The 18,876-nt window shown below is 60.5% G+C and carries 17 protein-coding genes and 1 tRNA gene; 12 read left to right on the top strand and 6 right to left on the bottom strand.

What is annotated here, in order from left to right:
• Positions 1-66: 66 nt before the first annotated feature.
• The 3 genes from dnaB (at position 67) to PW792_00170 (ending at position 2,706) form a co-directional block, all read left to right on the top strand.
• On the top strand, positions 67-1,464 hold the full coding sequence (gene dnaB / locus PW792_00160) for a replicative DNA helicase (protein MDE1160337.1): 1,398 nt from the start codon (positions 67-69) through the stop codon (positions 1,462-1,464).
• A 99-nt stretch (positions 1,465-1,563) separates the two neighbouring features.
• On the top strand, positions 1,564-1,944 hold the full coding sequence (locus PW792_00165) for a VOC family protein (protein ID MDE1160338.1): 381 nt from the start codon (positions 1,564-1,566) through the stop codon (positions 1,942-1,944).
• A gap of 21 nt (positions 1,945-1,965) precedes the next feature.
• Complete coding sequence (locus PW792_00170; protein MDE1160339.1) at positions 1,966-2,706, top strand: YafY family protein; 741 nt, start codon at positions 1,966-1,968, stop codon at positions 2,704-2,706.
• Positions 2,707-2,723: 17 nt separating this feature from the next.
• On the opposite strand, the gene PW792_00175 is transcribed toward PW792_00170, so the two are convergent.
• A complete protein-coding gene (locus tag PW792_00175; protein ID MDE1160340.1) occupies positions 2,724-4,520 on the bottom strand; it encodes a L,D-transpeptidase family protein in 1,797 nt (598 codons plus the stop codon).
• Between the two features lie 138 nt (positions 4,521-4,658).
• Positions 4,659-5,798 carry a hypothetical protein gene (locus tag PW792_00180; GenBank protein MDE1160341.1) on the bottom strand — a complete coding sequence of 380 codons (1,140 nt, stop codon included), beginning with the start codon at positions 5,796-5,798 and terminating at the stop codon, positions 4,659-4,661.
• A gap of 112 nt (positions 5,799-5,910) precedes the next feature.
• Here PW792_00180 and PW792_00185 point away from each other — a divergent pair, with 112 nt between their 5' ends.
• On the top strand, positions 5,911-6,333 hold the full coding sequence (locus PW792_00185; protein MDE1160342.1) for a DUF2251 domain-containing protein: 423 nt from the start codon (positions 5,911-5,913) through the stop codon (positions 6,331-6,333).
• A gap of 426 nt (positions 6,334-6,759) precedes the next feature.
• Here PW792_00185 and PW792_00190 read toward each other — a convergent pair.
• Positions 6,760-6,846: transfer RNA gene (locus tag PW792_00190), tRNA-Leu, on the bottom strand.
• A 215-nt stretch (positions 6,847-7,061) separates the two neighbouring features.
• On the opposite strand from PW792_00190, the gene PW792_00195 reads away from it, so the two are divergent.
• Positions 7,062-7,298, top strand: coding sequence for a hypothetical protein (locus tag PW792_00195; protein ID MDE1160343.1), 237 nt, complete (start codon positions 7,062-7,064; stop codon positions 7,296-7,298).
• Between the two features lie 44 nt (positions 7,299-7,342).
• Here PW792_00195 and dacB read toward each other — a convergent pair whose 3' ends face one another.
• Complete coding sequence (gene dacB / locus PW792_00200; protein MDE1160344.1) at positions 7,343-8,932, bottom strand: D-alanyl-D-alanine carboxypeptidase/D-alanyl-D-alanine-endopeptidase; 1,590 nt, start codon at positions 8,930-8,932, stop codon at positions 7,343-7,345.
• Between dacB and folP the strand changes: the two genes are divergently transcribed.
• Positions 8,931-9,857 carry a dihydropteroate synthase gene (gene folP, locus PW792_00205; GenBank protein MDE1160345.1) on the top strand — a complete coding sequence of 309 codons (927 nt, stop codon included), beginning with the start codon at positions 8,931-8,933 and terminating at the stop codon, positions 9,855-9,857. The genes dacB and folP overlap by 2 nt on opposite strands.
• A 109-nt stretch (positions 9,858-9,966) precedes the next feature.
• On the opposite strand, the gene frr is transcribed toward folP, so the two are convergent.
• On the bottom strand, positions 9,967-10,551 hold the full coding sequence (frr, locus tag PW792_00210) for a ribosome recycling factor (GenBank protein ID MDE1160346.1): 585 nt from the start codon (positions 10,549-10,551) through the stop codon (positions 9,967-9,969).
• Positions 10,552-10,976: 425 nt separating this feature from the next.
• Between frr and PW792_00215 the strand changes: the two genes are divergently transcribed.
• The 3 genes from PW792_00215 (at position 10,977) to bamA (ending at position 15,936) form a co-directional block, all read left to right on the top strand.
• A complete protein-coding gene (locus tag PW792_00215; GenBank protein MDE1160347.1) occupies positions 10,977-11,159 on the top strand; it encodes a PExPT-CTERM protein in 183 nt (60 codons plus the stop codon).
• A 144-nt stretch (positions 11,160-11,303) separates the two neighbouring features.
• Positions 11,304-12,836: an exosortase J gene (xrtJ, locus tag PW792_00220; protein ID MDE1160348.1), complete on the top strand. Its 1,533-nt coding sequence runs from the start codon at positions 11,304-11,306 to the stop codon at positions 12,834-12,836.
• Between the two features lie 142 nt (positions 12,837-12,978).
• Positions 12,979-15,936 (top strand): outer membrane protein assembly factor BamA, encoded by a 2,958-nt coding sequence (gene bamA / locus PW792_00225; protein MDE1160349.1) that lies wholly within the window; start codon positions 12,979-12,981, stop codon positions 15,934-15,936.
• Positions 15,937-16,119: 183 nt separating this feature from the next.
• On the opposite strand, the gene PW792_00230 is transcribed toward bamA, so the two are convergent.
• Positions 16,120-17,127: a hypothetical protein gene (locus tag PW792_00230; protein ID MDE1160350.1), complete on the bottom strand. Its 1,008-nt coding sequence runs from the start codon at positions 17,125-17,127 to the stop codon at positions 16,120-16,122.
• Positions 17,128-17,280: 153 nt separating this feature from the next.
• Here PW792_00230 and PW792_00235 point away from each other — a divergent pair, with 153 nt between their 5' ends.
• The 3 genes from PW792_00235 (at position 17,281) to rpmI (ending at position 18,805) form a co-directional block, all read left to right on the top strand.
• Entirely contained in the window at positions 17,281-17,631 is a 351-nt protein-coding gene (locus PW792_00235) for a hypothetical protein (protein MDE1160351.1), read from the top strand.
• Positions 17,632-17,652: 21 nt separating this feature from the next.
• Positions 17,653-18,471 (top strand): septal ring lytic transglycosylase RlpA family protein, encoded by an 819-nt coding sequence (locus tag PW792_00240; GenBank protein MDE1160352.1) that lies wholly within the window; start codon positions 17,653-17,655, stop codon positions 18,469-18,471.
• 136 nt (positions 18,472-18,607) lie between these two features.
• Complete coding sequence (gene rpmI, locus PW792_00245) at positions 18,608-18,805, top strand: 50S ribosomal protein L35 (GenBank protein MDE1160353.1); 198 nt, start codon at positions 18,608-18,610, stop codon at positions 18,803-18,805.
• The last annotated feature ends 71 nt before the right edge of the window (positions 18,806-18,876 follow it).

Raw genomic sequence — 18,876 nt, forward strand, 5'->3', positions numbered from 1 at the left:
TTCAACGCTGCGTTTGAGCCAGTGGAACCGCGCCGGTGTAGTTTTCGTTCCCAAGGGATGGACCAGATGGCTGCGTCTTCACAATTCGATCTCGGAGCCACGAACCTTCCTACCGCAGTTCATGCGGAGGTCGCGATTCTTGGTTCCATGCTTCTTGATCCTGTCGCGATTGTCGATGCGACGGCACGTCTGCGTTCGGAAGATTTTTCGCTCGACTCGCATCAGCGGATCTACCGCGCGATCATGGAGCTCATTGCCGCGAGCCATGCGGTTGACTACGTCACCGTGATCGACCAGCTCAGCAAGCGCGGCGAGCTGGATGCGATTGGCGGGCGAGAGTATCTCTTCTACCTGACGGAAGGCGTGCCGCGTGGCATGAACGTCGAGAGCTATGTACGCATTGTGCGGGACAAGAGCCTGCTGCGCCAGCTTATGGGCATCTTCACCGAAGGCCTTGCGGCTGCGGCGGACCATGACGACGATGCGACCAAGGTACTGAACGATGTAGAAGTGCGGCTTGCGGAAGTCGCGGATTCAGCGATTCAACGCGGCTTTTCGAACATCCCGGATATTGTGGCGCAGAGCTTTGGCTCGATCGACGCACTGTATGAGCAGGGCAAGGAAGTCAGCGGGCTGGCGACGCATTACGTCGAGTTCGACAAGATGACTTCGGGTCTGCAGCCGAGCGAAATGATCATCATTGCGGCGCGTCCTTCGATGGGCAAGACGGCTTGGGCGATCAACATCGGACAGAACTGCGCGGTGCGGGACAACAAGGTCGTGGCGATCTTCTCGCTGGAAATGTCGAAGGAGTCACTGCTGCGTCGTATGCTCGCGTCGGAGGCGATGGTGGGTTCACGCAAGCTGCAGACGGGCTTTATTCCGCGCGAAGATAAAGGCAAGCTGGTGGCGGCGCTCGATAGGCTGATGAACTCGCGGCTTTATATCGACGACACGCCGGGCATTACGCTGGCGGAGATGCGGGCGAAGTGCCGTCGTCTGCTGCAGACCGAAGGCCAGCTTGATCTGATCGTTATCGACTACCTGCAGTTGATGACGGGCTCGGCGGGGCCGGGCAAGAAGGGTATTGAAAGCCGCACGCAGGAAGTGGCGTCGATCTCGCGTGGCATCAAGGCGCTGGCGAAGGAACTTCGGCTGCCGATCATTGCGCTCTCACAGCTTTCGCGTAACTCGGAGCAGCGTACGGGCGATAAGAAGCCGCTGCTCTCGGATCTTCGTGAGTCGGGCTCGATCGAGCAGGATGCTGACGTGGTCGCGTTCATTCATCGCGAGGAGTACTACGACCGCGAAAACGAAGATGTGAAGGGCAAGGCCGAGATCATCATCGCGAAGCAACGTAACGGTCCGACGGGGTCGATACAGATGGCGTATCTTTCGGACTTTACGCGCTTTGAAAACCTCGCCACGGATGAAGGCGGCGGTGGCGGCGGGGACGCGTACTAGAGAACGATGAAAAACTTGCTCCTGACATCCTCCTGACAGTACGTTGTCAGGAGGATGTCTTTATGGTGGCTCCTGTAGTCACCGCAAAGGAGCCGCTCCATGAGCCTGTTTGATGGCAACGCCTGTACCTGGTTTGAGATTCCTACCGTCGATTTTGACCGAGCCACCGAGTTCTACGAGACGGTGCTGGATATGTCCTTGCGCGTTTTGCCGGGCGCGTATGCCTGCAGCATGTTTCCAAATGTTGCAGGACGTGTGGGCGGATGCCTTGTCTCGCGCCCGCATGCGAAGCCTTCGGCGAATGGCACGACCGTGTTTCTTAACGTCGATGGCAAGCTGGATGCGTGCGTCAAGCGTGCGGAGAAGCTGGGCTCGACGATTACTGTTCCACGCACACAGGTTCCTGGGAACAAGAGTTACTTTGCCTGCCTCATTGATTCGGAAGGCAATCAAATTGGTCTGCACAGCATGGAGTTTTAGGATGGCTTTCGGGGTCTGCCAGTGAGGCGCGCTGATCGGCTGTTCCAGATAGTGCAGATGCTGCACTCTGGAAGGCTGAAGACGGCGCGCGTGTTGGCGGAGCGTCTGCAGGTTTCGGAGCGGACGATCTATCGCGATGTGCGCGATCTGCAGCTTGCAGGGCAGCCGATTGAAGGCGAAGCCGGCGTGGGGTATACGCTGCGACGCCAGTTGGAGATGCCTCCGCTGATGTTCACCGTGGAAGAGCTTACGTCGATTGTGCTGGGGGCGAGGCTGGTGCAGGCGTGGGGCGGGGAGGAATCGTTCGAAGCGGTGAACAGTGCGCTGGCGCGCATTGAGGCCGTGCTTCCTCCGCATCTCACCGCAGAGTTGAGTTCGATTGTGCTCTATGCGCCGCCGTACTCGATGAAGCGGGAGTATCGGAAGCGGCTGGACCAGTTGCACCATGCATGCCGTTCAAAGAACGTGATCGAGTTTGAGTATGTGCGGCTGGGTGAAGAGGCGAGTCGGAAGGAAAGCCGCAGTGTGTGGCCGCTGGCTCTGGCGTTCTGGGGCGGGGTATGGACGCTGGGCGCGTGGTGTGAGACACGCAAGGAGTTTCGGTCCTTTCGCATGGACCGCATGAGTGCAGTCGTGACGCTGCCGAGAGAGTTTAATCCGAAACGAGGTCAACGCCTCGAAGACTTTGTTCGGCAGGTGCAGGCCGAAGCAAAGCCTTCGAAGGTCGTATCTCGCAAGATTCTGAAGAACTACGAAGAGTAGCTGCAACGCGGGAAGCGTTACAGCGTTTCTCCGGGCTGTTGCTTCGGGTTGACCTTGTGTTCGTCGTTGCGACCGGTGGGGTGCTTGGCGAGCGCGGCGAGAAGGTCTTTGTCGTAGCCGTAGATGTCTTTGAAGAAGTGCACGGTGCCGTCTTCATCCGCGTTTGCGGTCAGGTAGGTGATGCTGACGGGGAGCAACGTCTTCAGGTTGACGGTCTTGTTGTTGTTGTCGCCGAACATGGCGTCGTGGACCTTGTCGGCGTCCCAGTTGCCTTGTCCGTCGAGCACCCAGTTGGCCATCTTCTCGGCATCGTTGAGGCGGATGCAGCCGTGGGATTTGTCGCGGCGCGTCATGCTGAAGTACTGCATCTCGGGCGTGGAGTGCATGTAGATGTCGTACTCGTTGGGGAACATGAACTTCACCAGACCGAGTGAATTTTTCGGGCCTGGCTTCTGGCGAACGACGTAGCGGCCGTGCTCGATATCGCTGGCGGAGAAGCCGGAGGCGGGCTGTCCGCTGGCTGTCACGACTTCGTAGTCATGGCTGGCGAGGTAGCCCACGCCGCTGGCGTTGATGTGCCGCATCAGCTCTTTCTTGATGATCGAGGTAGGCAGGTTCCAGTAGGGGCGGAAGGTGACGTAGCGCATGGAGCGCACGAACATTGGCGTGTCGTGGTTGCCTTCGGCTTTGCCGACGACGACGCGCATCTTGAAGGCCAGCGTGTTGTCTGCGTTGTAGGTGCGGACGACGAACTCGGGCAGGTTGACGAGCACGCGCGGGTTGACGAAATTGTCTGGCAGCCAGCGCCAGCGTTCGAGCGACAGATCCAACTGCTGGACGCGCTGCGAGAGTGGAACGTTCAGGGCTTCGATGGTCAGCGGGGTGAGCTTGCCGTCGGGGGTGAGTCCGTGGCGCTCCTGGTAGTGCTTGACGGCCTCGCTCATCTCGCGCGAGTAGACACGCGTCTGCGGCAGGTCGGCCGGAGCGTCGCCTTCGGCCTGCAGCTTGAGGCGCAGGGGTTCGAGCGCGGCGTAGCTGCCCCCGACGCTGACGTCGTGGCTGACAGCAGGCAGAGGTTCTTCCGTGGCCTGTTGTTTTGCCGCAGCGAGGTACTGCACCAGAGCGTGTTCGGTGGCGGCGTACATGGCGTTGTGCGGTTCGACGGTGCCGACCACGGTGGGAACGTCGTCGGCGTCGACGACCTGGTCGTTCAGGAACTGGGCGAGTTGGAACTCGGCGCGCTTGGCGGGGACGTCGATGTCGAAGTTCAGGGTCTGGGGGTTGACGCGGCCGGAGTGCAGGTCGCTGACGAAGCGCATGGAGGAGATCGTCATGGCGGCGTCAAATTGCGCGATCACGGTCTGCGCGTTTTCGTCGGTCTGCTTCTTCTTGCGGATGTCTTCGATGCGTGCGACGCGGGCGGCCCAGCGGCTGGCGTCGTAGTCGTCGGGGTTCAGGCCCTTTTCGTCGGCGTGCGTGAAGAGGGTGATAAGCGCGGTGGCGGCGGCGGTGGGTTTGCCGTCGCGGGTCCAGGCGAGCTCGAAGTTACGGTCGTCGTAGAACTGCTGCACCTGGGGCTGGAAGTCGGAGTAGTTGGCCCACTGCATGATGGCGAGGTGGGGCGACTGGACGACCTGCTCGACGTTGTCGGCAAACTCGGCGGAGTTGGGTGGGGACTTGGCCTTGCGCTTGTGGAACCAGGAAGCGACGGTGCGGCGGCTGCTCTTGCAGCCTTCTGTCGGGAGCAAGATCGCGCTCACGAGCACCGCGCTGAGCAGCACGGGAACAACGGTCGACGAACGAAAGAGCTTCACGGGTTCAAGGGCCTCAGCAGGGATGATCTCACCACTAGGATGCAGAAAATCGCTGAGGCGATGAAATGGGGAAATCGCCCGGTAACCGCTCGTGGTTCGTGAGGGGCCGGGCGACTTCGATTTTGCTTCTGGATTTGTTTAGTGGAGCCAGCCGCCGAGTGTGATGATGCACAGCGCTGCCTGCGTGAGGACGGTGGCAGAGCCCAGCAGGACGTACGTTTTGCGGTAACGGCTCTCCAGTGCGTCGGCAAAGACTCCACCGATGAACGAGACGAGGAAGGGCACTGCCCAGAGCCACGGCGCTGTGGTGACCTGCGTTGTGTAGATCAGCATGAGAACAACTGCGCAGAGGAGCGGGGCGGTGTTGCCGAAGTAGCGCGAGCGTTTTGTCGTGACGTAAAGCAGCACGGAGACCAGCAGCGCGATGGAGATGCCCGCGTTTTCAGGCTGGAGCAGGAAGTGCTTTGCCGCTATGGTTCCGATCGAGAAACGCGCGCTTCCGCCGGTGAAGAGGTACTGGAACGCCGAGAGGCGGAAGCCGAAGACGGCAAACAGTACGACCAGCGAGCCGAACGCCGAGTAGAACATAATCGGGGCGACGTACGACCTTCTCCGCTCGGCCACGTAGAAGAAGAAGCCAGCGCCCAGCACCCAGCCGATCAGGCCTGCGAGGGTATGTGCGGAGGCCGTAAGGCCCAGCGCGACCGTCAGCAGAAGGATGCGCGGACGCCATTTGCTGCGCGGTCCCTGCAGGGCATGGGCCACGCCGATCGCGGTGTAGATGAGGCCATAAAGGCCCCAGAGTGCGAGGATTTCGTTCGAAGGACGGGTGGCGTACTGGATGACGCTGGGGCAGAAGACGTAGAGAGCCAGCGCGAGAGCGCCGCCCTCGTTGCCGAAGAGTCGGCGGCAGACCCACCAGACGCCTCCCCCGGCCCAGAGCGCGAAGAAGACGAAGGGCAGCCGCAGCAGCCACTTCACGCCGCTCAACTGATGGCGCGCCTCCCAGATGGTTCCGTTCAGGGTTTTGCCGGGGTAGAGCTTGTTCTCGGGCTTGCGGAAGTGGTCGGCGGTGAGCAACACCGCGCGCTCCAGACTCAACGGCAGAGCTGCCAGTCGATAGCCGAGGAAGCCGTCGCCGTTCAAGTTGCCGCAAGTGGTGAAGTAGCCGGAGATAGCCGAGGGCTGTTCCCACATTTCACGACCGCAGCGGGCAAAACGGTAATCTTCTGCGCCGAGTGGCTGCCGCGCGATGGTCCACACGCACAGCCCGAGCATCAGCAGCAATAACGCACCTGCCACCTGTTGTGGCCGGGCCAGGGTAAAGCCTCGCAGTTTCATTGTCAGTTATAGAGTTTACAGACCGTGTCCCTTGTACTCTAGAGGCTGTATGGACTCACTCACTTTCAAGCCGGGCCGCGCCCTGTTCCTGTCTCAATCGCTGAATGGCCGCTGGGCTGTGGTCTTCGAGGACGAAGGTCCCGCAGGCTACTGCTACGCCTGCGACCGTACGTTGGGCGAAGACGAAGAGGGCATCATCGACGCGATGCTGATTTACAACGGAAGCTCGCTGGAAGATCGCGAGAAAGAGCGCATTACGAGCGTCCAGTGGTCGCGGGATGGGCTGCGGGCGGTGCTTTATCTCGATGGCACGGCGCAGGCGTACCTGGACTTCGCTCAGGGGCAAAGCTGCTGCCGTACGGACTTTCCGAACTTTCTGGATGCCTCGGACAATAACCGCTGGCGGCGGTCCAGCCATATTTGGGATGGCTCGCTGATCGAGCGCTTTGAGGCGGAGTTGTATACGAACTAAGCAAACGCACGAAAAGCAAGAAAGGGGCGGCCATATGGCTGCCCCTTTCTTGCTTTTCAGATCTTTATGGGCCCGCGCGTTTCGCTGCAGGGAGGTGTTTAGGCTTCGAACTCTTCTTCTGCCGTGTCCTGTGCGCGCGTTGCAACGAGGCAAGGGGTGAGGAGGATCAGCAGGAAAGCTCCGATAACGAGAATCGTATGCATGGGGGAAATCTCCTTGAAGGCTGTTCGGTCTGCCTGAGAATGGTCTTAGTGTCTCCCTTCGGCGCTCTTCGGGATACTACGAAAACGTGTCGCGCGTTGACACATTTGGGGCAGGAGATGCCCGGTAAGTTGTAGTTTTGAGGGTTTGCGGGAGGTTTGTTCGCAAATGACGAAAGCCAGCGAGTAATCGCTGGCTGCATTGCTGCTGAATCATCTCTATGTTTGGTGCCGAAGAAAGGACTCGAACCTTCACACCCTTGCGAGTACATGGACCTGAACCATGCGCGTCTGCCAATTCCGCCACTTCGGCTCACTACTACCAGCCGGCGCGGGCGCCACTGTTCTCGTGAGTTCTTAGTGTCTCAGGCCTTGGCCGTGCTGTCAATTTTTCGGTCGTCTGATTACACTCGAATCCAACCGTGCACTGGCCTCGTCTCTGCCAGTGACGCATGTTCTGCATCCAGAGCCGTTATCCGCACGTCTGTAGCACTTAGGTCACACTGTTTTTTGAAGGAGCCGTAGTCCGTGCCTGCTTCACCACAATCGCAAATCCCCGAAGACCTCGCGCTTGAGATCCGCCGCCTGGCTCATGAGCTGTCTAACGCGCTGGAGATTATCGTCCAGACCAGCTACCTGCTTAGCATGGCTGAGCTGAAGCCGCCTGCCGACGAGTGGTTGCGAATGCTCGACTCCGGCACCAACAAGGCGCTGGACCTCAACCTCCAGCTCCGTGAGTACATCAAGACGCACGCTGCTCGCTGAGCGTCTTCTTTCCCGGGCAAGGCGGGCGCATAGCGCTCGCCGTTTTACTTTGCGAGCTCGGTGACCAGCGCGTCCATCGCTGCGCGGTCCGCAGAGGAGCCGGGCAGCCGGTTGTCGGCGAAGATGGCGAAGACCAGCACCGGTCTCCCCGGCATTTCGAGGAAGCCTGCGAGCGAGCGCGACTCGCCGAGAGTGCCTGTCTTGGCGAAGACATGTCCTCGCAGCGCGGAGTCCTTGAAGCGGCTGTGAAGTGTGCCGTCGACGCCAGCGATAGGCAGCGCGGCCTTCCACTGCGGGAACCACGTTTGACGTGCGGCGTACTCAAGCAGAGCGACGGTTGCGCGGGGCGTTACGACGTCCTTGGTGCTGAGGCCGGAGCCGTCGAAGAAGAAGAAATCGTCCGGTGCCAGACCTGCGTGCAGAAGGAAGGCGCGCTCGAGTTGCAGCGCCTTGCGCAGGGTGTGTTCGCAGTCTTTGGCTGCGGCGATTTGGCGCAGGAGGACCTCTGCGTGCAGGTTTTCGCTCTCTTTCAGCGTCAGTACGACGTCCTGCGCCAGCGGCGGGGAGAGCTTCTGGGCCAATACCGTTTCGATGGGTCGAATTTCGTCTTCTGCCTGCGTGGTGCAGGGGAAAGGTGTTGTGTCTGTGGCGCGAGAGGGCAGCGGCAGGGGCTCGCGAACGGCATGTTGGAAGGAGCCGGCGAAGCCCGAATCCCAGTGTTCGGCGCGTGCGTGACCGGTGACGGCGATGCCCGCTGCTGTGGCGGCCTGCCGCATGGCGGCTGCAGCGTACTCGGCGGGAGCGTCGATGGACAGGTGCTCGTGGTCGGCACCGTACTTCGCGACAACGTCGCCCTGGACACGAAGGACTCGTGAGCCGGGAGCACGCTCTACGAGCACCTGATTCTGGCCGAGGTCGGTGTTCAGGACGGCGGTGGCTGCGTCCACGCTGTAGAAGGGAACCGCTGGCTGCATCTCGACCGAATCGGTGGAGGCAACGCCTTTGGGCGAGTGGTCGGTGATGGTGAGCGTCAGCAGGTTGTCGTGGACGACGAGCGCGGAGGCTGGTGCGCCGTATCCCCAGAGCAGATCTTCGGTCGACCAGCCTTCGGCGTAGGGGGTGTCTTCGAAGTAGCTGTCGTCGCCGACGACGTCGCCTTCGACGCTCTGCAGGCCTTTGGCGGCTGCGGCCTGCGCGAGGGTGGTGAAGTCCTGCAGACCGGGGCCGGGCTGCTGATCGTTGGGCTGCCAGGGGAGGTTGTAGCTTCCGGCGAAGTTGGCGTCTCCGCCGCCGCGGAGGACGAGATCGCCGTGCAGGACGCCTTGATTCAGGCCGCCGCGAGCGACCAGCGAGGTCGTAAAGCGTTTGTTCGGGCCGAGCATGGTCATGGCGGCGGAGGTGGTGAAGAGCTTTGTCACCGAGGCGGGGTGGAAGAGCTTGCGGGCTTCGTGCTCGTAGAGCACCGTGCCGTCGAGCGTTGCGACCTCGACGCCCCAGTGGACGCCCTGCACCTGTTCGCCGTCCAGTATGGGGTTCAGGCGGTCGGCCAGTGTTGTCTGGGCTGTTGCGGAAGCTGCGATCGACAGCAGGGCTGCTGCTGTCACTGCGAAAGCTGCGGTGCGTCCCATCCTCATGCGCCCACTCTACATCCCCGGCTACCATCAAGGTATGTTTGCTACGCGTTCGAGCTTTGATTGGCGACTCCGCAGCCGCAGCCTGGCGCTGGGCGAGCGCACGCTTGTGATGGCGATCGTAAACCTGACGCCGGACAGCTTCTCCGGCGACGGCCTCGCGGTGCAGGGGATGGATGCGGCTGTGGCTGCAGCACTTTCGCAGCTGGATGCCGGAGCCGACATTCTTGATCTGGGAGCGGAGTCTACGCGGCCCGGAGCTACGCCGGTGGAGGCAGCGGCTGAGCAGCAGCGGCTGCTGCCTGTGCTGGAGGCGATTCTGCGCGAGCGGCCAGAGGCTGTGGTTTCGATCGATACCTACCATGCGGCGACGGCGCTGGCGGCTGCCGAGCGTGGTGCGGAGATCATCAACGACGTCAGCGGGCTGACCTGGGATGACAAGATGGCGGGCGTTGTGGCGGCGACTGGCTGCGGCCTTGTGCTGATGCATACGCGCGGGCGCTTTACCGAGTGGAAGGAGTTGCCGCCGCTTGCGCCGGAGGCGCTTCTGCCGCTGGTGCGTGACGGGCTTCGCGAGCAGATTGCGCTGGCCAAGGCGTCGGGCGTCGCGGCGGGGAGGATCGTGCTGGACCCAGGGTTTGGCTTTGGCAAGCTGGGTGAGGAGAACTTCACGCTGCTTGCCCGGATGGATGCTCTTGCTGCGTTGGAGTTGCCGGTTCTGGCGGGGATCTCACGCAAAGGCTTTCTGGGCGCAGCCGTTCGGCACACGCAGAGAGCGGAGCTTTCGCTGGCTGACGCTCGCCGCACGGCGACTACCGCTGCGAACGTGGCGGCGATCCTGGCGGGGGCGCACGTTCTTCGCGTTCACGAGGTGCAGCCAGCCCGCGAGGGGGCTGCGATCGCGGACAAGCTTCTGGCCTCCGGCTAGATTCTGGCGTCTTCAATTTCTGCTTCCGGCAAGGCGTCTGTTTGGGGCAAGACGACGGGCGAGCCCGAAGGCCGCCCGTTGCTGGAACTCTGAAGCCGTAGAAAGGCCGTCAGATGGTCATGATGTCTTTTTCCTTCGCCTTGAAGAGCTCCTCGATGCGCTTGATTTCGGAGTCGGTCAGGGCCTGAATCTCTTCATTGGCCTTCTTTTCGTCGTCAGCCGAGATGAGCTTGTCCTTGGCCGCTTTCTTCACCTGCTCGTTGCCGTCGCGGCGAATGTTGCGGATGGAGGTCTTGTGGTCTTCCACCGTGCCTGCGAGCATTTTTACGGCGTCCTTGCGACGCTCTTCGGTCATGGGAGGGACCGGAACGCGGACGATTTTGCCGTCGTTCATGGGGTTGAAGCCCTGGTTTGATCCGCGGATCGCCTTTTCAATCGCGCCGAGAACCGTCTTGTCCCACGGCTCCACGGTGATGGACTGGGCGTCGGGGGTTTTGAGCGTGCCGACCTGAGAGAGGGGCACTTCCGAGCCGTACTGCTCCACGCGGATGCTGTCCAGCATGTGTACCGAGGCACGCCCCGTGCGCACGCTAGCCAGATGTGACCGGAAGTCCTCGACGGTTTTTTCCATGCGGGACTTCAAGCTGCCGTGTACGCTCTTGAGCGCTTCGATATTTGCCATAGCCGATGCCATGCCGTATTTCTCCTCCGTGGATATTCTCCACCAACGCCTGATTGTACAAAGGACGAGGCCAGTCAGCGAAGGAGAACCTTCCCCGGACGGCTTCCAGCAGGCGTTTCATTCGCCATGAGATGCAGGTTGCCAGCATTTTGGAACGCCTGGAGGCGGTTCGTTAGGGCGTGGCAGCTTTTTTGCGGGTGTGTGCGTGGCGTCAAATTTCTTCTGTGGCGATGACTTTATAGTGTTGACGCCGGTTCTCTGGCACCATAAACTTCTCGTCAAGCCTGCAAAAGTACAAAAATGAACTTAAGTACAGGCCCTCTGGCTTTTCCAGGAAGCGAATTAAGGCCTTCTTAAAGAGTCAAGACGTAAGCTGTTTTACAAATTTTCTCCACTCCCCAAGCGCTTTTGTGCGCAGTCTTTGAGGTTTTTACCCGATGAAGAAGATCTTTCTGTACACCTGTATGGCTATCGTTCTCGGTGCTGCCGCCCGTCCGGCCCTTGCTCAGGATGGTTGCGACAACTCGCCGGAAAATCCGACCGTCATCCTGGCAGGCCTTGCAGGTGGCGTCTATGGCCTGAACACCCTTCGCACACGTTTCCGCGCGCGCAAGAAGTAAGCGCACAGGGTTCTGTTTTCCGCAGGTTCTCAAGACGCGGCTCCGGCGGTTCCGGGCCAGTAGTGCCCCTTGCCGAAATCTGATTCGACCCCGACTGTTCTAGACCCCCGCATTGCGGTTGCATTGGCTTGCCTTTGCGCTGCGGTGGGGGTTTTTACCGTTTACCCTTCCGCCCGTTCGCTGCTCGGTATCTGGGGTAGCGATGAGCTAAAGAGCATGGGCGCGGTCGTGCCGTTCGTTTCTGCAGGCATGATTCTGCGGGTGTGGCGGCGGCTGGGCTGGGAGACCGAAGGCACCTGGTGGGGGTTCGGTCTGCTCGCCGTGACGGTGGCTCTGGTGTTTGTGCAGGCCCAGACGCTTTTCGTCGTCATGGTGAATAAGAACTGGCTGCTGCAGCTTCCTCCGCTGCCGCTTGTGGCGGTGGTTTACGCCGCCAGTATGGTGCTGCTCTTCGGCGGTCGCCGTTTGCTGCGTGCTGCTTGGTTTCCTGTCGTGTTTATGTGGGCCGTTATTCCGGTTCCCCAGACGTTTTCCCGCCGTATTGATCTTCCGCTGCAGCACGCGTCTGCGATGGTGGCGCGAGGCTTTGCCCATCTGCTGGGCGAGCAGCTAACCCAGGACAAACTCCGCCTGATGTTCACGCCGGAGTTTGGCATGTTCATCGCTCCGGGCTGCAACGGGATTCGCGGAGCGATCACGCTGGGCATGGCGGCGTTGGTGGTGGGCTATCTTTACCGCTTCCGCTGGTATGTTTTTGCTCCGGTCGTTGCCGGGGCGGTGCTGCTGGGGTATCTGTTTAACTTTCTGCGGCTTTGCCTGCTGGTGGTCTGGTACAAACTGGCGCTGCCGCATCGGTGGATGCAGACGCACTCGAAGCAGGCGGATTACTGCATTGGCGGAACGCTCTTTGTCTGCGCGCTGCTGCTGTTCTTCTTTGTGGCGAACAGGCTTCGCCGCGAGGAGGACGATGTTCTTCCGGCGGTGGCAGATGAGCCGGTTCGGCGCCCCACGCATGCGCGTTCGTACCTGCTTCGTGTCGGTGTGGTGCTTGTGCTCTCTGCGATCTTCGCGGCGGACACCTTCCACACGATTCGCGCCGAGCACATGAACGAGATGCAGGTGGAGCCCGCTCCCTTGCCGGATCAGATTGGGAGCTGGCACAAAGTTCGCTCGTACGATGACCGCCTGGATACAGGCTGGATCGTCTATATCTGGGGCGATTATGTCTCGGCGGACGGCCACACGAAGGTTTCGCTCGGTATCTCTCCGCGCCTTGGCGTGCATGATGTTGAGGTTTGCCATCTGGCACGCGGCGAAGAGCCTACCTGGCACGGTTCTTTTTCGATTCCGACGCCTAGCGGCCCGGCTGGTTTTACTGCCGCAACGTACAACGACGGCGCGCGGCAATGGCTTGAGGCCTCCAGTGTTTGCCAGGGCGGGAAGTGCGAGCAGTACTCAGATGAGACCAAACACATCACAATGGTGGTCGCTCCGCCCGAAGGAAGGCTGCCAATGATGTCGACTTTGGGGCCTGTTCCGATTCTGATGAAGGTCGAAACCACCGACGCCAATAGCCCCGTCGGCGTGGCAGAACCCCATCTTCAGGAGCAACTTGCCTCATTTCTGCGGGAGGCCGATCTTGGCCACCTGACCCAGTCTTACGGTCGGCGCCACTAAATACCGCGTAAGGATTTCGTTCTGCCCGTCGCCGTCGCCTATAATCAAGACTCCACCTGTGAGGCGTTTTTACAGTAGGCGGCGCGGGTTTCATCTTGTTGTATCGAGCAGTGAGGGTGTGGTCATCTTTTCCGGAAAGCCTGTGAGCGCGAGCGCTCTGAACCGTACGACTCCAGCTGTGCGCACGCGCCCCAGCCGACTCGCCATCCTTTCGACGCTGCTTGCGCCGTGTTTGGCTGTGTTGTCGCTGGCCGTTGCGCCTTTGGCTGCACGCGCTCAGGTGCGTGCTACGCCGCAATTTTCCGCCGCCAATGCGCCGCAGATTCTCTGCCAGACGCAGGTCGTCGGCAACCGTCGCATCCCCAAGGAGTCCGTGCTTGCACGTCTCTTCTCGCGGCCCGGCGATCAGTACGATCCGGCGATGCTCGAGCGCGATTTCAACTCGCTCTGGAACACCGGCTACTTTGACGATGTGCGCATTGAGCGCGCAGATGATCCAAACTGCGTGCAGTTGATCGTCTACGTCCGCGAGAAGCCGACGATTCGCGAGATCAACTACAAGGGCCTCAGCTCTGTCAGCGTCTCCGACGTGCTGGAGCGCTTCAAGAAGGCCAAAGTTGGTCTTTCGGTGGAGAGCCAGTATGACCCGACGCGCGTGAAGCGTGCTGAGGTCGTCTTGAAGGACCTGCTCGGTGAACACGGCCATCAGTTTGCTTCGATCCGTACCGAAATCAAGACCATTCCGCCGGCTGCGGTCGCCATCACGTTCAACGTGAAGGAAGGCCCGACGGTCAAGGTTGGCAAGATCCAGTTTGAGGGTAACGAGCACGTTGGCTCGCGCGATCTGCGCGCTTCCATGCGCAACCTCAAGCCGATCGGTGTTCCGCACTCGATCCTCCTCGAGAACATTCTGCCGCGTACCTATGACGCGTCGAAGCTCGACGAAGATGCTGACCGCGTTCGCCAGGAGTATCGCAACCGCGGTTATGCCAAGGCGATCACGGGTGAGCCGCAGACGAACGTACGCAACGCCGGCGGTATCAACCCGCTCACGCTGCGTCCTTCGACGGGCAAGCGCGTTGACATCATGATCCCGATCGAAGAGGGCGAGCGTTATCGCCTCGGCGGTATCACCTTTACCGGCAACAAGATGTTGAACAACTCCAAGGCCCTGCGCGCGCAGTTTGCGATCAAGGACGGAGACTGGTTCAACGCGACGTTGTTTGGCAAGGGACTGCAGGCTCTGCAGAAGGCTTATGGCTCCTACGGCTACATCAACTTTGTAGGAACGCCGACGCCTCGCTTCGATGAAGCCAAGCACCTCGTTTATCTCGATATCGATATTGATGAAGGCAAGAAGTTCTCCATCGCTCGCATCGAGTTCAGCGGCAACACGCTGACGCGTGATCGCGTTATCCGTCGCGAACTGCTGGTGGAAGAAGGCCAGCCGTATAACTCGCAGCTTGTCGATCTTTCGTTGCAGCGCCTGAATCAGCTCTCGTATTTCGAGAACCTGAAGGCAGACGAAGACGTCGAAACGCGCCAGAACGCTGACGCGGGCACGGTTGACCTGCTGATCAAGCTGAAGGAGAAGGGTAAGAACTCCATCGGCCTGAACGGCGGTATCTCGGGTATGTCGGGTTCGTTCATTGGCCTGAACTACGAGACGAACAACTTCCTCGGCTTCGGTGAAACGCTGTCGGTCAACGCTAACCTTGGCGATCTGTCGCGCAACCTGTCGTTCGGCTTCAACGAGCCGTACCTGCGCAACAAGCCGATCTCGCTGGGTGTACAGGTCTTCTCGACCAAGTACGATTACAACCCGTCGAAGAGCTACTCGATTGCCAACGGCCAGAGCGCGAACCTGACGAACGCACAGTCCTCGCTGCTGACCAACTACAACCAGGCATCGACGGGTATTACGATCTCCACCTCGACGGCGCTGCGTAAGCTGTTCCGCATGACGGGTGTGGCTCGTGTGGGTCTTTCGTACTCGCTGTCGAAGTCGGGCATTACGACCTTCAACGACAACACGCGCAACGTCTTCTCGACGCTGGCCTTCCGCTCCGGTATTGCCGGACAGAACCAGCTTGACGGCATCATCTCTTCGATCATTACGCCGAGCTTCTCGTTCTCGACGCTGGATCGTGGTGTTGGACCGCACTCGGGTCGCGATTTGAATGTGGCGTTCCAGTTCGCTGGTTTCGGTGGCAATACGAAGTACTTTGCTCCGACGGTTGCGTTCCGCCAGTTCTACCCGATGAAGGGGCTGAAGATTAACCGCGAAGGCCACAACGTCCTCGCCATCCGCGCCCAATACTCGAGCGTCTATGGCTTTGGCGGTCAGGTTGCTCCGCCGTTCGCACGTATCTATGGTGGCGGCGAAAACGATGTTCGTGGTTTCGACATCCGCGCCAGCTCGCCTTATACGCTGATCCCGGTTCGGACGATGTTCAATCTGACGAACCCGGACGGCACGCTGGTTCCGCGTGACAAAACGAACCCGCTGCTTGGTAACGTGCAGATCCCCGTCCCGGTCTACCGACTCTCGTCGATTGGTGCGGACACGGGCATCACGTCGAACATCGAGTACCGTATTCCGATCATGAACCAAGTCACGTTCGACTTCTTCACGGACTTCGGTCTCACGTTCAATACGTCGAGCTCGCAGCTTCGTCAGAGCGTCCTTGGACTTTCGCAGCTGAACTCGGCGCCGTACGGTTGCGCGGTAGTATCAAACAACGGAACCTGCGATGGGACCCAGTCTGTCAACTTCCCGCTCTACCTGCCGGCTCTGAAGGGTACGAACTTCGTACCGCGCATGTCGAACGGTGCGGAACTTCAGGTGGTTCTGCCGATCGTCAATGCTCCACTGCGTATCTACTATGCTTACAACCCGCTTCGCCTCTACAAGACGCTGCCTCAGCAGCTTCCTGTCTCGGCAGCCGAGTTCAAGAGCTTCTTCCCGACGTCGGCTTCGGCCGATCCCACGGGGGCAGGCAACTACACCTACCAGCAGGCGCTGCAATACTACGGCGCAAACTATCAGCTCCGCGAACCGCGTAAGACCTTCCGTCTGACCGTTTCAACGACCTTCTAGTTCCTGCTTCTAGTTCCTGGAAGTAAGACACAACACAAAGGGCGAGCCGCGATGGCTCGCCCTTTGCGTTGCGCTGCTTATTCATTGTGCTGCTTATTCCTTCCGAAGCCTGTTGCTATCTCTCGCGGCAAAGAAGCGGCCCACCTGAAGAAGGTGGGCCGCTTTTGACGGATGGAGCATCCCTTATTTGGCTGGGTAGTTATCTTTGAACGGCTCGTAGGTCTTGCGCTTCATGTGCAGGGTCATCTTGATGTCTGATTCGAACTCGTTGAAGATGTTCGTCAGCATGGCGCCGCCAATGGACGTTCCGTAGCCCGAGATCATGTTGCCGAAGCCGCGGTTCTGGGCCGGGTAATAGGCCTGGGTGGTGGCTGCGGTGACGAGATAGCCAGCGAGCAGGGCGGTGTTGATCGTTGTGCTCTCGGAGTCCTGACGCGCGATGAAGACGCGGCTGGCGGCGTAGAGTGCGCGGTCAAAGACGTTGTAGCGGGGGCCTTTGACGTAGTAGCGCAGATCCTGGTGCAGCAGCGGGGCGAAGACGATGTCCGTCATGACGCCTTGCGTGGTGGAGCGCAGGGCAGCCGCGCCGAGGCGCTGGCCAAAAGCTCCTGTGTCTGTGCCGTAGTTTGGACGGCTGTTGATGAGCTGGCTCCAACCAGCCGAGATGAACCATCCACCTACGTTGCCGGGGGAGTAGAGGTCCTCCGCGCCCGTGATGACCTTTTCGTGATAGGTCTGGCGGTGCGTGACGTATCCGGCCGGGATGTACTTGGTGTACTGGCCGATCTCGGGGCGGTTTCTGCGCGTCTCGTTGGCGCGGGTCGCTGGAGCGGGAACGGCGGGAATCTGCGCCTGCTGCTTCTTATGCCTTCTGCCAAACCAGGGGAAGTCTACTTCGTCGCTGTCGGCATTCGAGGCTGCGCTCATCGCTGCGGAGGGATCTTCCGGAAGGGAGGACGTGGTGGCACTGCTGCTTTCGCCGACGGCGGTGGCGCGTGAGGTGAACGGGTTGGTGGTGCGGGCAAGCTCATCAAACGCCATGGGCGTTGTGGCGGCGGCCAGCATCGTGCGTTCATGGGGAGCCTCGGCCATGTGGAGCGCGCTCTGGGCGTGGGTCGCTGCGGCGACTCCCAGTAGCATTCCTGCGACGGCGGCAGGGCGGGTCAAGGTCTTCCAGGCATTGGTTCCCATTGGTTCATCCTCTTTCTTCTCGCGATTCATCGCTGTACGGGCCTTTGTTGCATCCTCGCATAGTGTGAGGGGGAACCCAGGGGCCTGTGGTGCAAGCTTTTGAAAACGCTGTTCTCAGAAGGACGCTTCTGCTGGCGTTGTGGTTGTCTTCGAGTGGCTGCAGAGCTGGCTGCATTTACCAAGTCGGCAACAGCGAGGCAAATCCCGTTGACCACAGGCGTTGTGGCGGCCATGCTCGAAGCTGGAGAGCTTTCTGCTGCTATGCCGACCGCACCGAACTCGAAGCCCGAATGGGAGGCTCGCCTGAGCGAGGCTGCCGCGCGCATTGAAGCGGAGTTGCGGGAGGCTGTTCGCAGCATCGATGAAGAGGTTGTGCCTGAGATTCGCCGCCATAGCTCGTCGGCGCTGCGAACGCTTGCAGGCAAACTGCAGACGTTGGCAGAGCATATGGATGGCGCACGCGGTGCAGGGAAGTCCCCAGATGATCCAGGCGGTCCGCGCTAGATGGCGATGCGGTTCTCCAGGATGCTTCGCCGATCTGCGCTGACAGGTGTTGCCACGGTCGCGGCGCTGCTGCTGGCGGGCTGTCACCACAGCGTGCATACGGCTTCACGCAATGCTCCAGAGGAGCGCCCGGACTGGGCTTCGGGCTATCCGCCAAAGCATCACAGGGAAGCGCCGAGAAGCTCGAACGGCGGCACGACGACTGCCTCGCGTGAGCCGTTACCAACGCACCCTCCGCTGCCGAGTGGGGCGCTGGATGAGTCCAGCCTGAGAGGGAAGCCGCTGCTGGTGGATACCGGGATGGCGAGTTGGTATGGGCCGCAGTTCAACCATAAGAAGTCGGCTGACGGAAACGTTTACGATGCGAACGGATTGACCGCCGCCCATCGTACGCTGCCGCTCGGGACGCTGGCGCGGGTGACGAACCTTGCGACGAATGAGAGCGTGATCGTTCGGATTACGGACCGTGGGCCGTTTGTCCGGGGCCGGATCATGGATCTTTCCGAAGGCGCGGCCAAGCGGATCGACCTCTACCGCATGGGGATTGCGAAGGTGAAGATCGAGGCATATGCGCCGGTCGAAGTGGCTGCCGAGCCGGAGAAACGTGGGCTCTGGTGTGTGCAGACGGGAGCGTTTGCTACCGAACGCGGAGCGCGTGATCTGCGGGATGCGCTGGCGAAGCGCTATGCTACGGCGAAGGTGCAGGAGTTCCAGGGGCCAACCGGCTTCTGGGTCAGAATCGATCCGGCGGGGCGGGAGAAGACGCAGGCCGAGGCGATTCGAAGCTGGATTGGCAAGCCGGACGACCAGGCGGATGCGTATCTCGTTCGGCTGAACTAACAGGCAGTTTGAGCTGTGTCGCCGTGCCGCTGCAGTTGGCGCAGCCCGCAAGCCTTCTGATCCCGGGCTATCTGTTACACTAATAGCTGCAGTAAACCCCTCGGTCGTCAGTAGGCAGACCGCAGAAAGCATACCCATGCCAAAGTTGAAGACCCACTCGGGCGCGGCAAAGCGCTTCAAGAAGACTGGTACCGGCAAGTTCAAGCGCGGCCAGTCCAAGATGCGCCATATCCTCACGTCGAAGTCGGTGAAGACGAAGCGTCACTTGCGTCAGATCACCCTCGTTTCCGTGGCGGACACGCCAAAGGTCGCCCGCATGCTTCCTTACGCCTAAAGCGTAAGGCAGTACGCAGAGGTTTCCCCATCAAGTCAGCCGAAACGCGTCGAGGCTGCTGGGCTAGCGAA

This window comes from Acidobacteriaceae bacterium (genome assembly GCA_028283655.1).
Classification (GTDB): domain Bacteria; phylum Acidobacteriota; class Terriglobia; order Terriglobales; family Acidobacteriaceae; genus Granulicella.

Coding starts and splice junctions, on each gene's coding strand:
- dnaB (MDE1160337.1), top strand. CDS start 67: ATGGCTGCGTCTTCACAATTCGATCTCGGAGCCACGAACCTTCCTACC.
- PW792_00165 (MDE1160338.1), top strand. CDS start 1,564: ATGAGCCTGTTTGATGGCAACGCCTGTACCTGGTTTGAGATTCCTACC.
- PW792_00180 (MDE1160341.1), bottom strand. CDS start 5,798: ATGCTCGGGCTGTGCGTGTGGACCATCGCGCGGCAGCCACTCGGCGCA.
- PW792_00185 (MDE1160342.1), top strand. CDS start 5,911: ATGGACTCACTCACTTTCAAGCCGGGCCGCGCCCTGTTCCTGTCTCAA.
- folP (MDE1160345.1), top strand. CDS start 8,931: ATGCGCCCACTCTACATCCCCGGCTACCATCAAGGTATGTTTGCTACG.
- dacB (MDE1160344.1), bottom strand. CDS start 8,932: ATGAGGATGGGACGCACCGCAGCTTTCGCAGTGACAGCAGCAGCCCTG.
- frr (MDE1160346.1), bottom strand. CDS start 10,551: ATGGCATCGGCTATGGCAAATATCGAAGCGCTCAAGAGCGTACACGGC.
- PW792_00215 (MDE1160347.1), top strand. CDS start 10,977: ATGAAGAAGATCTTTCTGTACACCTGTATGGCTATCGTTCTCGGTGCT.
- PW792_00230 (MDE1160350.1), bottom strand. CDS start 17,127: ATGGGAACCAATGCCTGGAAGACCTTGACCCGCCCTGCCGCCGTCGCA.
- PW792_00240 (MDE1160352.1), top strand. CDS start 17,653: ATGCTTCGCCGATCTGCGCTGACAGGTGTTGCCACGGTCGCGGCGCTG.
- rpmI (MDE1160353.1), top strand. CDS start 18,608: ATGCCAAAGTTGAAGACCCACTCGGGCGCGGCAAAGCGCTTCAAGAAG.